Annotated in this window: 13 protein-coding genes and 1 tRNA gene; 5 read left to right on the top strand and 9 right to left on the bottom strand. The window is 61.7% G+C overall.

Going from position 1 to position 13,629, the window contains the following annotated elements; all coding sequences use genetic code 11:
* Positions 1-329 precede the first annotated feature (329 nt).
* The 3 genes from queF to yaaA are packed head-to-tail and all read right to left on the bottom strand — an operon-like array spanning position 330 to position 2,893.
* Positions 330-1,187 carry an NADPH-dependent 7-cyano-7-deazaguanine reductase QueF gene (gene queF, locus AC1DEK_RS26190; RefSeq protein ID WP_478128229.1) on the bottom strand — a complete coding sequence of 286 codons (858 nt, stop codon included), beginning with the start codon at positions 1,185-1,187 and terminating at the stop codon, positions 330-332.
* Positions 1,188-1,241: 54 nt separating this feature from the next.
* Positions 1,242-2,087 (bottom strand): 2OG-Fe(II) oxygenase, encoded by an 846-nt coding sequence (locus tag AC1DEK_RS26185; RefSeq protein ID WP_478128228.1) that lies wholly within the window; start codon positions 2,085-2,087, stop codon positions 1,242-1,244.
* Positions 2,084-2,893 carry a peroxide stress protein YaaA gene (gene yaaA, locus AC1DEK_RS26180; RefSeq protein WP_478128227.1) on the bottom strand — a complete coding sequence of 270 codons (810 nt, stop codon included), beginning with the start codon at positions 2,891-2,893 and terminating at the stop codon, positions 2,084-2,086. The genes AC1DEK_RS26185 and yaaA overlap by 4 nt, the downstream gene beginning before the upstream one ends.
* 205 nt (positions 2,894-3,098) lie before the next feature.
* Between yaaA and AC1DEK_RS26175 the strand changes: the two genes are divergently transcribed.
* Positions 3,099-5,969, top strand: a complete 2,871-nt coding sequence (locus tag AC1DEK_RS26175; RefSeq protein WP_478128226.1) for a valine--tRNA ligase — start codon at positions 3,099-3,101, stop codon at positions 5,967-5,969.
* A gap of 89 nt (positions 5,970-6,058) precedes the next feature.
* A complete protein-coding gene (gene galU, locus AC1DEK_RS26170) occupies positions 6,059-6,949 on the top strand; it encodes a UTP--glucose-1-phosphate uridylyltransferase GalU (protein WP_478128234.1) in 891 nt (296 codons plus the stop codon).
* Between the two features lie 48 nt (positions 6,950-6,997).
* Here the strand turns inward: galU and AC1DEK_RS26165 are convergent, their stop codons facing one another.
* From AC1DEK_RS26165 to cysM, 3 genes are read right to left on the bottom strand one after another with little or no spacing between them, the layout of a single operon-like run.
* Entirely contained in the window at positions 6,998-7,225 is a 228-nt protein-coding gene (locus AC1DEK_RS26165) for a sulfurtransferase TusA family protein (protein WP_478128233.1), read from the bottom strand.
* A 26-nt stretch (positions 7,226-7,251) separates the two neighbouring features.
* The gene (locus tag AC1DEK_RS26160; RefSeq protein WP_478128225.1) at positions 7,252-7,782 is read right to left on the bottom strand and encodes an NUDIX domain-containing protein; all 531 of its coding nucleotides are present in this window, start codon (positions 7,780-7,782) and stop codon (positions 7,252-7,254) included.
* Between the two features lie 6 nt (positions 7,783-7,788).
* On the bottom strand, positions 7,789-8,691 hold the full coding sequence (gene cysM / locus AC1DEK_RS26155; protein ID WP_478128224.1) for a cysteine synthase CysM: 903 nt from the start codon (positions 8,689-8,691) through the stop codon (positions 7,789-7,791).
* Positions 8,692-8,731: 40 nt separating this feature from the next.
* Here cysM and AC1DEK_RS26150 point away from each other — a divergent pair.
* Positions 8,732-8,816 (top strand) — tRNA-Leu (locus AC1DEK_RS26150).
* Positions 8,817-8,876: 60 nt separating this feature from the next.
* On the opposite strand, the gene AC1DEK_RS26145 is transcribed toward AC1DEK_RS26150, so the two are convergent.
* Together AC1DEK_RS26145 and AC1DEK_RS26140 are read right to left on the bottom strand one after the other, a co-directional pair.
* A complete protein-coding gene (locus tag AC1DEK_RS26145) occupies positions 8,877-9,662 on the bottom strand; it encodes a methyltransferase, TIGR04325 family (protein WP_478128223.1) in 786 nt (261 codons plus the stop codon).
* A gap of 169 nt (positions 9,663-9,831) precedes the next feature.
* Complete coding sequence (locus tag AC1DEK_RS26140) at positions 9,832-10,761, bottom strand: SDR family oxidoreductase (protein ID WP_478128222.1); 930 nt, start codon at positions 10,759-10,761, stop codon at positions 9,832-9,834.
* 38 nt (positions 10,762-10,799) lie between these two features.
* Between AC1DEK_RS26140 and AC1DEK_RS26135 the strand changes: the two genes are divergently transcribed.
* Together AC1DEK_RS26135 and AC1DEK_RS26130 are read left to right on the top strand one after the other, a co-directional pair.
* Positions 10,800-11,864 (top strand): CDP-6-deoxy-delta-3,4-glucoseen reductase, encoded by a 1,065-nt coding sequence (locus tag AC1DEK_RS26135; protein WP_478128221.1) that lies wholly within the window; start codon positions 10,800-10,802, stop codon positions 11,862-11,864.
* Positions 11,865-11,905: 41 nt separating this feature from the next.
* Positions 11,906-12,877, top strand: a complete 972-nt coding sequence (locus AC1DEK_RS26130; protein ID WP_478128220.1) for a Bug family tripartite tricarboxylate transporter substrate binding protein — start codon at positions 11,906-11,908, stop codon at positions 12,875-12,877.
* A gap of 34 nt (positions 12,878-12,911) precedes the next feature.
* Here AC1DEK_RS26130 and AC1DEK_RS26125 read toward each other — a convergent pair whose 3' ends face one another.
* Entirely contained in the window at positions 12,912-13,628 is a 717-nt protein-coding gene (locus tag AC1DEK_RS26125; protein ID WP_478128219.1) for an ABC transporter ATP-binding protein, read from the bottom strand.
* Position 13,629: the final 1 nt, after the last annotated feature.

The following is a 13,629-nucleotide window of genomic DNA, read 5'->3' as shown; positions in this document are numbered from 1 at the left end:
ATCAGCGAAGCCCTCTATTATTACACGATTTTCAGAAGATTCGAAAAACTTTTGAAGTTTTTTTCTTCCCCCTCTCCGCTCATCTCAATACCACCCCGGAGAGCAACATCAAGATCCGTGTTTAGCGGAGCCTTCGATTATGACACGGTTTTTAGAGGCTTTGAAAACATAAAGAAGTTTTTTTAAAACCCGCTCTATTTACTCTTTTGCCTCCGCTCACCTCGACCGTCTTATAAAGACTCGCCGAGATCCGTGTTTAGCGAAGCCCACGATTATGCCATCACTTTTCGGCTGCGGGCAACACTTTGCGAACTTTCTCGTAGACGCATCTACTGGCGCGCGGTACGCACGTTGTCCGGAAGGGCCTGAGGCCAGCTTGTGCGGAACGGGTTGATGTCCAAGCCGCCGCGGCGAGTGTAGCGGGCGTAGACAGCCAACTTGGTTGGACGGCAGCGGCGCCACACATCCGTGAAGATGCGCTCCACACAGGGTTCATGGAACTCGTTGTGATTGCGAAAGCTCACGATGTACGCTAGGAGACCTGCTTGGTCGATGGGGGGCCCGTTGTAGCGGATCTGCACGCTGCCCCAATCGGGCTGCCCTGTTACGAGGCAATTGCTCTTGAGCAATCGACTGGTCAGCGCCTCGGTAACGGGCGCTTGCGCGAAGTCGCTCGAGAGCAGTTCGGGCGCTGGCTGGTATTGAATGCATTCGATATCGAGGCGGTCCAAGTCGAGGCCGTCCAGTTCATGCACAGGAACTTGATCGAACGCCGCGGGCGCCAACAACTTCACCCCGATGCTCGCCACCCGGCCACTGCCGCGCCAGACCGCCTCGCTCAGGTCAGCGCGAAGCCGCTCCCTGACGGCCGCTGAATCGGGAAACACGGTACTGTTGAAGCTGTTCAGGTACAGCTTGAACGACTTGCTTTCGATGATGTTGGGCGTCTCGCAAGGGATCGTGAAGTGCGCGATGGCCAACTGTGGCTTGCCTCGTGCGTTGAGCCAGCTGAGCTCGAAGGCTGTCCACAGATCGGCACCAAAGAACGGAAGCGCACTGCCATCGATGCCCATGGCTTCACGTTGCGTCGCGCGCGAGATCGGGAACAGCAGACTGGCGTCGTATTGGTCAACGTACGCCGAGGCGCGGCCCAACTGCGACTGTTCCGGGGTGTTGTCAAGGCTCATGGGCGTCCTTCAGCTGACTTTTGAAAGGGAATCATGGTGTCCTGAGCATCCGGATCAGATGAACTCGCGTTCGCGCAGCCACTTGGTCGCGACCCACTTTTCGCCGGAAAGCACGGGCGCACCTCCATGCAAGGTGCGCGTTGCAGGATCGGGCTGGTCGTAGCTGAAAAACACCCCCGTTCCACGTTTGGGCGCCACTTCGAGGCCGACATCGGGGAAGGTCGTCGCCCCACCCTGTTGCGGCTCCTGCAGGTACATGACCAGCGTGGCCACCCGCTGCCCACCGCGCCGAAGAATGAGTGGCGTGCCGGGCTCGCCCGGGTCGAAGTAGTCGTAGTGGGGACGATATTGCGCGCCCGGCGCGTATCGCAGGATCTGCAGGCCTTCGCCGAATTCGAGAGGCCATTGAAGCAGCCTGGCGATGCGTTGCTCCAATCGCGCAACCACGGGGTTCTCTCCGCGCTCGAAGAACATGCCGTCGCTGGTTCGATCGACATTGAGCGCCTCGCCACCGGTTTGCGTTTCGACCGTGAGCGACCGCGCGAGACGCTGGCGCGCTGTGGCGATCAACGCATCGCACTCTTCATCGGACACGAGATCTCCGAACACGATCACGCGCGGGTTGCGCATTGTCTGAAGGACTTGCACGCGACGGTCGCCGGCTTCGATGTAGAGCGGTGCGGCCGACAGATCCGGCCCAGGCATCGGCTTGCTCGGCTCGGCAACCGTCGAGGTCCCGGCCGATTTGAGCTCCACTTCCGCCAGAGCTGCGTCTGCCGCGGCGTCTTGCCATCCGGCTGCACGCATCGATGCACGCAGGCTCGCAACCGTATGGCCGGCCGCCACTTGCGTGGCGACCCATTCGCGAAGTTCAGGACTGATCGCCTGTCCATGACTCATGATGATCTCCGTCGAAAGACGAGGCGCTCGGGCTTGGACGCCGCGGCATCGAATCCATACCCCTCGAGGTCGAACTTCTCCAGCGCCTTGGGCGTGCCAGCCTTGTGAAGGATGGCCCATCGCGCCATGAGGCCCCGCGCGCGCTTGGCGAAGAAGCTCACAATCTTGTAGCGTCCTTCATCACCCTTGGCGCCAGTGCTGCCTTTCCACTCTTCAAAGACACACTCCACCACGCGAGCCTTGAGAACGCTCTGGTCGACCGACTTGAAGTATTCCTGCGAAGCCAGGTTAATGACAACCGGCGTGCGATCAGCGACCAACCGCTCGTTGAGATGCGCCGCGATCCGCGCTCCCCAGAAGGCGTACAGGTCCTTGCCGTGGCGATTTGCAAGTTGCGTTCCCATCTCGAGCCGATAAGGTTGCAGCAGATCCAGCGGCCGCAGCACGCCGTAGAGCCCGCTCAGGATGCAGACATGGTCCTGCGCCCAGGCAAGCTGTGCCTCACTCAGCGTTCTTGCGTCGAGCCCGCCGTAGACATCGCCATCGAATGCGAGCGCGGCCTGCTTTGCGTTCCGCTCGGTTCCCCTGGAAGCCCAGGCCGCATAGCGCGCCACGTTGAGCGCGGAAAGCTTATCGGACAAATTCATCAACTCCGCGACCTGCTGTGGCGACTTCTCGCGCAGGAGCTTGATGAGTTCTGACGCCGGGCTTCTGGGCCCTTCGAAGCGGGCCTGGGTGGACGGTACCGTTTCAGATACCGGAGTTTCGTAGTCGAGAGACTTGGCAGGAGACAGCAAAAACAGCATCGTTCAATTATGTGCGGCGCCGCCAAGGTGACGTCAAAGAGGCACTGGTCATCTGGACAAGGCGGCGGACGGGAACCGGCTATGCATGGGTGCCCGTCAACTATGCGGCGCCGCATTGACTGCGGCACACTCTCAGTCGAATAAAATCCGCCCACTTCCACCCACAAGCGGCATCCTGCGGGATGCCGTTCGTCTTTGTACCGCCATGAGCGAAACCTTGCCCCAACCCGGCCTCGAGAGCCTTTCCAAATCCTTCGAACCCGTTGCCATCGAGGCGCACTGGGGTCCCGAGTGGGAGCGGCGCGGCTATTCGGCCGCTGGCTTCCGCGGCACGCAGAAGGCCAAGGAAGGCGCGCCATCCTTCGCGATTCAGCTTCCGCCGCCGAACGTCACTGGCACGCTTCACATGGGGCATGCGTTCAACCAGACCATCATGGACAGCCTCACACGCTACCACCGGATGGCAGGCGACAACACCCTGTGGCTGCCCGGCACCGACCACGCGGGCATCGCCACGCAGATCGTGGTTGAACGCCAACTGCAGGAACAGAAGATCAGCCGGCACGATCTCGGCCGCAAGAATTTCGTCGCTCGCGTCTGGGAATGGAAAGAGAAGTCCGGCAACACGATCACGGGCCAGATGCGCCGCATGGGCGACTCGGTCGATTGGAGCCGCGAGTACTTCACGATGGACGAGACGCTCTCCAGCGTTGTCACGCAGACCTTCGTTCAGCTCTACAACGAAGGCTTGATCTATCGCGGCAAGCGTCTGGTCAACTGGGACCCGGTGCTCAAGACAGCGGTGAGCGATCTCGAAGTCGAAAGCGAGGAGGAAGACGGCTCTCTCTGGCATATCGCCTATCCGCTGGAAGACGGTTCCGGCTCTCTCACCGTTGCGACCACTCGCCCTGAAACCATGCTGGGTGACGTTGCCGTGATGGTGCATCCCGATGATGAGCGCTACAAACATCTGATTGGCCAGCGGGTCAGGCTGCCGTTGGTCGACCGACTGATCCCGGTGATTGCCGACGACTACGTCGACAAGGAATTCGGCACCGGCGTCGTCAAGGTCACGCCGGCGCACGACCACAACGACTATGCAGTGGGCCTGCGCCACGGCCTTGAGGTCATCGGCGTATTGACGCTCGATGCCACCATCAACGACAACGCTCCCGAGAAGTACCGCGGTCTGGATCGGTTCGTGGCACGCAAGGCTGTCATTGCCGACCTGGAGGTGCTGGGCCTGCTGATCGAGACCAAGAAGCACAAGCTGATGGTGCCGCGCTGTGCGCGCACAGGTGCGGTGGTCGAGCCGATGCTCACCGATCAGTGGTTCGTCGCCATGACCAAGCCAGACGCCAGCGGCCAGTCGATTGCGCAGAAAGCCATCGATGCGGTGCGCTCGGGCGAGGTCACTTTCGTTCCGGAAAACTGGATCAATACCTACAACCACTGGATGGAAAACATCCAGGACTGGACCATCTCCCGCCAGCTCTGGTGGGGCCACCAGATCCCCGCCTGGTATGACGAAGACGGCAAGGTCTACGTCGCAGCCAGCGAAGCCGAAGCGCAAGCGCAGGCCGTCGGAAAGACACTCACGCGCGATGAAGACGTGCTGGACACGTGGTACTCGTCGGCGCTGGTGCCCTTCTCTTCGCTCGGCTGGCCCGAGAAGACGCAGGACCTCGATCTGTACCTGCCCTCGACCGTGCTTGTCACAGGCTACGACATCATCTTCTTCTGGGTCGCCCGGATGATCATGATGACCAAGCATTTCACCGGCAAGGTGCCTTTCAAGCACGTCTACATCCATGGGCTGGTCCGCGACTCGCATGGCAAGAAGATGAGCAAGTCGGAAGGCAATGTGCTCGATCCCGTCGACCTGATCGACGGGATCGCGTTGCCCGAACTGCTCGAAAAGCGTACGCAGGGGCTGCGCCGGCCGGAGACGGCACCGACGGTCCGAAAGAACACTCAGAAGGAATTCCCGGACGGCATCCCGGCCTTCGGCGCCGACGCGCTGCGCTTCACCTTCGCATCGCTCGCCTCGCTGGGCCGCAGCATCAACTTCGACGCCAAGCGCTGCGAAGGCTACCGCAACTTCTGCAACAAGCTCTGGAACGCCACTCGCTTCGTGCTCATGAATTGCGAAGGCCAGGACTGCGGCCTCCGTGAACACACGAAGGAAGAATGCGCTGTCGGCGGCCCTGCGCACGGCTATCTGAAATTCAGCCAGGCCGATCGCTGGATCAGCTCGCGGTTGCAGCGCGTCGAAGCCGATGTCGCCAAGGGTTTCGATGAGTACCGGCTCGACAACGTTGCCAACGCGATCTATCAGTTCGCATGGGACGAGTTCTGCGATTGGTATCTCGAAATCGCGAAGGTGCAGATCCAGCAAGGCGAAGACGCGCAGAAACGGGCGACGCGGCGCACGCTGATCCGAACCCTCGAGACGCTGCTGCGCCTCGCGCATCCGGTCGTTCCGTTCATCACCGAAGAGCTGTGGCAAAAGGTCGCCCCAGTGGCAGGGCGTGCGGGTGAGTCAGTGATGGTCGCCGCTTATCCGAAGAGCCAGCCCGAGAAGATCGATGAGGCCGCCGAAGCGCACGTCGGGCGACTCAAGTCGCTTGTCGATGCCTGCCGCACGCTGCGTGGCGAGATGAACGTCTCGCCTGCGACGCGGCTGCCGCTCTACGCGGTTGCCGACGATGCTGCAGGAAGTGCCTTCCTCCGCGAAGCCGTCCCGGTGCTTCAGGCCTTGGCAAAGCTCAAGGAAGTGAAGGTTTTCGACGACGAGGCCGCCTGGTCCGCCGCCGCCGAGGCTGCACCGGTCGCGGTGGTCGGCGGCGTCCGTCTCTGCCTGCACATGGAAATCGACAAGGCGGCGGAAAAGGTGCGCATCGGCAAGGAACTTGCCCGCGTCGAAGGCGAAATCGCCAAAGTCAACGGCAAGTTGGGCAACGAGGCGTTCGTCGCCAAGGCACCTCCGGCTGTCATCGAACAGGAGCGCAGGCGGCTGACGGACTTCAGCGCGACCGTCGATCGGCTGCGTGATCAGCTTGTCCGCCTCGGCTGACAGACGAAAGTATTGTGCGGGGCTTAGTATCAGACAGCACGTCTCGTACGCAGCCCTCATCCGATCTACCTCGATTCAACCTCATGCCCATGTCCACTTCCCCGACGCGCATTCGCAAGGCCGTGTTTCCAGTCGCAGGCTTCGGCACTCGATTTCTGCCGGCAACCAAGGCCCAACCAAAGGAAATGCTCCCGGTGGTGGACAAGCCCTTGATTCAATACGCCGTCGAGGAAGCCTATGCGGCGGGCATTCGCGACATGATCTTTGTAACGGGGCGCAATAAGCGCGCCATCGAAGATCACTACGACTCTGCCTACGAACTAGAGTCACAACTCGAAGCCAATGGAAAGACCGAACTGCTCGCGATCGCGCGTTCCGTCATGCCGGACGACATGACGTGCTCCTATGTGCGCCAGCCGCGCATGCTGGGCCTGGGACATGCCGTGTTGTGCGCCGAACATCTGGTGGGCAACGAACCCTTTGCGGTACTGCTGGCCGATGACCTGATGGTGGGTCCGGACGGCGGCGAGCCCGTGCTCGCGCAGATGACGCACGCATTCGGCAAGCTCGGCGGATCATTGCTGGCGGTGCAGGAAGTGCCGCTGGAGCACGTCAAACGCTACGGCATCGTCGCTGGCGATGCCGTGGAAGACGGACTGATCAAGGTTAACCGGATGATCGAAAAGCCCAAGCCCGAAGACGCCCCTTCGCGGCTCGGCGTCGCCGGCCGCTACATCCTCACACCTGGCGTGTTCGCTGAAATCCGCAATCAGCCAAAGGGTGCGGGTGGCGAAATCCAACTCACCGACGGTATTGCCGCGCTCATGACCAAGGAGTCGGTCTATGCCTATTCCTACAAGGGCACGCGCTATGACTGCGGCAGCAAAGAAGGCTTTCTGCAAGCGTCGGTAGAGTTGGCGCTGGCGCACCCTGAGGTAGGAGCGTCTTTCCGCCAATATCTGAAGACGCTGGAGCTCTGATTCGGCACTGGAGCTTCCAAGCCGCGAGCCGGCGGCGTCGCGGCCATGTCACCGACGCCGGAGCACGTGGATGAATTCGTTGCCGATTGTCTGCTGCTCGACGAGGTCGTTTCCGGTCTGCCGCGCAAACGCCTGGAAGTCGCGTACCGACCCTGCGTCAGTGGCTACGACCCTCAACAATTCACCGCTCACCATGTCGTTGAGCGACTTCTTGGCCTTCAAAATGGGCAACGGACAGTTAAGCCCGCGGGCGTCGAGTTCTTTGTGGATCTGCATGGCCATTGTTTGAAACTCCAACGATATCAGGAGGCCGGCCTCGGCCATTCCATGAACTGAGGCACATGCCCTCGCGTGCGCAGCCAGTCCGCCAATGCATAGCCGGTGCCGGCCGGCCAACAGCGCAGCGCGGAAAGGTCATACAGCCGATAGTCCACCAGCTCGGGCGACAGCATCACCTCGCCATCGGCCACCGCGTGGTAGGCAATGATGACTTGGTTCATGCGCTGGAAGTCATAAACGCCCACGAGGTTCAGCTCGCTCGCATCGAGGTTGGTTTCTTCCTTAATTTCGCGCGCAATGCCTTCCTGCGGCGTCTCGCCGGCCTCCATGAAGCCGGTGATCAGCGCGTACGCCTTGTGAGTCCATGCCGCATTGCGCGCAAGGAGCACCTGCCCGCGGTATTCGATGATCGCGGCGAGAACCGGAGTCGGGTTGTTCCAGTGCGTGAAGTCGCAGGCTGTGCAGCGCAGGCGTGACTTCGGACCGCCATCTTCCTGTGCTTCGATCCAGGCCAGCGGAGTCGCGCAGGAGGGGCAAAAACGAGGTTCTTTCATCGTGGTTCAGGCGGGAAAGACGCCGGTCGACAGATAGCGATCACCGCGGTCGCACACGACGAAAACGATCGTTGCGTTTTCGACCGTCTTGGCGATTTCGAGCGCGACCCAGAGGGCCCCTGCAGCTGAAATGCCGCCGAAAATGCCCTCTTCCCGCGCAAGCCGGCGGCACATCTCTTCGGCATTGTCCTGACTCACGTTGACAACCTGGTCAACACGGCTAGGGTCGAAGATCTTGGGCAGATATTCCTGGGGCCATTTGCGAATGCCGGGAATGCGTGAGCCTTCCTCCGGCTGGGCACCGACGATTTGCACCGACGAATTCTTCTCCTTGAGAAACTGCGAGACGCCGGTGATGGTGCCCGTCGTGCCCATCGCGCTCACGAAGTGCGTGATGCGCCCGCTGGTGTCGGCCCAAATCTCAGGCCCGGTCGTCTCGTAGTGGATGCGCGGGTTGTCGGGATTCGCGAACTGGTCGAGCACCCGCCCTTTCCCCTGCTGCATCATCTGCTCTGCGAGGTCGCGCGCGTACTCCATGCCGCCGCTTTTCGGCGTCAGGACGAGTTCGGCACCAAAGGCTTTCATCGTTTGCGCACGTTCGACCGACAGGTCCTCCGGCATGATCAGCACCATCCGGTAGCCCTTGACCGCCGCGGCCATCGCGAGCGCGATGCCGGTGTTGCCGGAAGTCGCTTCGATCAGAGTGTCCCCCGGCTTGATTTCCCCGCGCTCCTCGGCACGCTTGATCATCGAAAGCGCCGGCCGGTCCTTGACCGACCCGGCCGGGTTGTTGCCTTCGAGCTTGCCAAGAATCACATTGCCACGCTTCGCATTGGCATCTGCGTCGATGCGTTGCAACGCCACCAGGGGCGTTCGGCCAATCGCGTCTTCAATCGTCGGATATTGCATGGAGGCACTGTGCCATAATTTCGCGCTCTCTTCCTTCCCTGCCCGGGTGGTGAAATTGGTAGACGCAGGGGACTCAAAATCCCCCGCCGCAAGGCGTGCCGGTTCGATTCCGGCCCCGGGCACCATGGCGCTCCGCCGTGGTTCGGAGACGCCTAAGCTTTCCGAGGCCCGGCAGTCACTTCGACTCAGCCTGCGGGCGATTGCAGATCGAAGCAGCACCCCGCGTAGTAAGCCTGATCGCCGCCCTCCACAAAGGGCACTTCAATCTTCTTTCCTTCATTGCGCCAGGCGTCGCGCCGCACATAGCCGGACTGAACCAGATCCGCGATCAGCTCGTCATACTTCTGGATCCGGTAAGGCGTGAACCCAAAGCCAATGCTGTGCACCGTGAAGATGGTGCGATCGGGATGCACGGTGGTCGTGTTGAGGATGATGCGCTTGGGCTTGACCGGCAGGGCCGCCAGAATCTCAGTCATGCGCTCCGGCAGGAACTGCAGGCATCCGGCAATAAAAAGGACATCGAAACCGCTCGCTTCCTTGTAGTCTGTCGTGAAGCTCAGTTCATCTCCAATGCCTCTTTCTGCGGCAATCTCACGGCCTGCCTGAATGACGCCCGCCACGTCGCAGGTCCTCCAGTGCATCCCCCGCGGGTAGTGGAGCATGCGCCGGAACGCGTGGAACTTGATGGCCGCGTGACCCCCGAGGTCGAACACGGTGCGCAGCCCGTCTTCGAACGACCGGGTCAGCCAGAACAAGGCCGGATAGTCATAGAAGAAGACCTGGGGCGTAAAAAGCCGCCTGGCCTCCGCGACGTTGTCAAAGCCGATCGGCTTCGACTTCGGCGCCGCTGCGAGGGCCGCGTCAAAACTTTCATACGACCCCATGAACAGATGTTCGTCCACGTTGTCGACAAACTTGCGGCGGTATGCGGACTCCCGCAGCCGGCGCAGGGGAGCAAGGTTGACGCTCATCTTTAGACTTTCAGGCCGCTTCCAGAGCCATGGAGGATATGTGACAAAAGGCTCTCCCTGTTATCTTTTGCAAACGTTTATCTTATATAGGCGGATTACAGCTCGCAATCGAAATGCCCATGACATCGGGGCTATGCAGCTTGGCATATCGCGGGGCAGCCCCCGCAGCTCACGCGCCGGATTGAAGCCCCGACACGACGGTCGGATAGAGCAGGCGGACGCGCAACTCACGCTTGAGCCGCATGTTGTCCAGCCGCCGCGATTCACCCATGAAGCTGAGCAGTGACAACGGGAGCTGGGCCCGCGCTTCTTCACGCGCGATGCGCGGCGGGCGTGCAAGACCGTACATGTTCGCGGCGAGATCAACGTAGTCACCCATCTTCAGTTCGCTGTCGTCGCTGACATGAAACACGCGCTGCGGACCGCCTCGCCACAGCGCGGCAACGCAGGCTCGCGCGAGATCATCGGCATGGATGTGATTGGTGAAGACATCGTCTTCCGCACGAAGCACCGGCGTACCTTTCAAGAGGCGCTCGCGCGGCGTGCCTCCCTCGCGGTCCGGCGCATAGATGCCGGGTATACGAAGGATGCGAGCTGACACGCCCGCCCTTCCCAGCCATCGCACGGTGCGCTCCGCATCGACGCGCCGATGTGCCCGTGGCGTGTCGGGGCGTACCGTGCGCGTTTCATTGACCCACGCCCCACCGCAATCTCCATAGACACCGCTGGTCGAACCGTAGACGAAGGATGACGGAAGTGAGCGCAGGTGCAGTGCCCGAGCGAGCGCCAACGTGCGGAGGTCTCGCCACCACAGCACCCCCTCGGCGCGCGGCGGGGGCGCGAGATGAAGCACGCGGGTTGCGACGCCCGAGATGCGGCGCAACGTGGCCGCTGAGTCCAAGTCCGCGAGAAGCGGCGCAAAACCGCTCTGGCGCAGCAAAGGAACACGTTCGGGCGACGAAGTCAGCGCGATCAGATTGACGCGGCCCCGGAGAAGACGAGCAGCCCGAAGGCCCACGTCGCCGCATCCGACAACAAGCACGCGCTCCCGCCGGAAGCGCGAGGGCCTCGCGCCCAGAGGGCTGTTGATTGAGGGCAAAATCCATCTCCCTATAGAAGCAGTAGCGAAGAATAACCATGACCAGCGCAGCGCCGAGCGAATCGGGCTTTCACATCACGGTAGAACCCAGCGGCCGCCATTTCGACGCTCAACCGGACGAGACCATTCTCGCGGCCGGGATCCGCCAGGGCATCGGACTGCCCTATGGCTGCAAGGATGGCGCATGCGGTTCGTGCAAATGCAAGAAGCTGTCAGGGACGGTCACGCTGGGTTTGCATCAGAGCAAGGCGCTGAGCGCCGAAGAAGAATTGGGTGGCTTCATCCTGACCTGTTGCGCCCGAGCGGAAAGCGACGTGGTGCTCGAATCGCGCCAGGTCACCGAGGCTGGCGCCTATCCGATTCGCAAGATGCCGGTGCGGGTGCTCGCATTGGCGAGGAAATCACACGACGTCGTACTGCTGCGCCTGCAATTGCCCGCCGGCGAACCACTGCAGTTTCATGCGGGCCAGTACATCGAGTTCATCCTGCGCGACGGCACGCGCCGCAGCTACTCGATGGCCAACGCGCCGCATACGCTGCTGGAGCCCGGAACGGGCATCGAGTTGCACATCAGGCACCTGCCGGGCGGCAAGTTCACGGATCACGTGTTCGGCGCGATGAAAGAAAAAGAGATCCTTCGCGTCGAAGGCCCCTATGGCAGCTTCTTCTTGCGCGAGGAATCCGAAAAGCCTCTGATCTTCCTGGCTTCGGGCACCGGGTTCGCACCGATCAAGGCGGTGCTCGAACACATGAAGCTGAAGGGCATCGAGCGACCGGTCACCCTGTACTGGGGCGGTCGCCGCCCAGAGGACCTCTACATGGACGACTGGGTCCGAGCACAGCTGGCCGAGATGCCTCATCTGCGTTATGTGCCGGTGATCTCGAACGCAGTGCCCGAAGACGACTGGAGAGGACGAACCGGCTTCGTTCACCGGGCCGTCATGGAAGACTTCAGCGACCTGTCGGGCCATCAGGTCTATGCGTGCGGCGCTCCGGTGGTCGTCGATTCCGCAAAGCACGACTACGTGGCCGAGCGCGGATTGCCCGAGGAAGAATTCTTCGCCGACGCCTTCACGACGGAAGCAGACAAGGCCCTGCCCTGACCCTCACTGACACCCAGATATCAACCAGCACAATCGGATTCATGAACGCCAGACATTTCCTCCTCACGCTCGTTTCTACCGCAGCGGTTCTCGTCTCCGGCCAGGCGGCCGCCGAACAGCGACCGATTCGTCTCGTCGTGCCGTACGCTGCCGGAGGACCGATCGACGTGACGGCCCGAATTCTTGCCGAACGTGTGAAGGACTCTCTGGGCCCGGTGATCATCGACAACAAGCCCGGTGCCGGCGGCAACATCGGCGCCGACATCGTCGCAAAAGCTGCGCCTGACGGTCTCACGATCGGCATTGCTGCCACCGCGACGAACGCAGTCAATCCTTGGCTCTATTCCAAGATGCCCTTCAACGCCGCCACGGATTTCGCGCCCATCACCCAGATGGTCCGCGTGCCGAATGTACTGGTGATGAACGCACAGGCCGCGCAGCGCTTGAAGATCAACACGCTGGCAGACCTGATCGCCTATGCCAAGGCGCATCCCGCACAGCTCAACTATGGCAGCGGCGGCAACGGCAGCGCCGGGCACTTGGCTGGCGAGATGTTCAAGAAGGAAGCCGGCATCTTTGCCGTGCACATTCCCTACAACGGCGGCAATCCCGCCCAGCTGGCACTGATCTCGGGGCAAGTGGATTTCAACTTCGACAACCTCGCGACAGCCGCGCCGAACATTCGCTCGGGCAAGCTGAAGGCCATCGCCGTGACCACGGCCGAGCGGAGCCCCATGCTTCCTGATGTACCAACGGTTGCCGCCACGTTGAAGGGCTTCTCGGTGGACACCTGGTGGGGTCTGGTCGCTCCAGCTGGCACGCCTCCAGAAGTGATCGCCAAGCTCAATCACGCGTTCGTGGACGCGCTCCATTCGCCGGAAACCAAAAGCAAGTTCGCATCGCTATTGGCCGAGCCAGTCGCGAGCACGCCCGAACAGTTCGGCGCCTTCATGAAGAGCGAACTCGCCAAGTACGAAAAGGTCGTCAAGTCCACCGGCGCTCAAGTGGACTGATCTGCGCGCCCCGTGGGGCGCGCGCAGGGCCCGTTCATTCGCCGAGGTAGGCCGCGCGCACTTTCGGGTCGCTCAGCATCACCTTGGCGTCGCCGCTCATGGTGATCAGGCCCGACTCCATCACATAGCCGCGATCGGCCAACTGCAATGCCCGGCTGGCGTTCTGCTCCACCAGCAGCACGGTCACGCCCTGGTCGTAAACCTGCTTCACGACCTCAAAGATCTTGTCCACCATGATCGGCGACAGGCCCATCGAGGGCTCATCGAGCAGCAACACCTTCGGCCGCGCCATGAGCGCGCGCCCCATGGCGAGCATCTGCTGTTCGCCACCGGACATGGTGCCGGCGAGCTGCGTTGCACGCTCCTTGAGGCGCGGGAACGTGGCAAAGACGCGATCTATGTCCTTGGTGATCTCCGCCTTGTCGTTGCGGATGTAAGCGCCGATCTGCAGGTTTTCCGTGATGGTCATGCGCGTGAACACGCCACGACCTTCGGGCACCATCACCAGCCCCTCGCCGACCAGGTCCCATGCGCCGCGGCCCTTGATGCTCTTGCCCAGGTACTCGATGTCGCCACCCAGAAACGGCAGCGTGCCGGTGATCGCCTTCATGGTGGTGGTCTTGCCAGCGCCGTTGGAGCCGATCAGCGAAACCAGTTCGCCCTCGCGCACCTCGAAATCAACGCCTTTCACGGCCTGGATGCCGCCATAGGCGACCTTCAACCCGCTGACCTTCAAAAGGGTTTGCGCCATC

The sequence above is a fragment of the Variovorax sp. 10N420 genome, from assembly GCF_056394705.1.
Note: the sequence above shows the minus strand (reverse complement) of the source record. Positions and strands in the feature narration are given on the sequence as shown.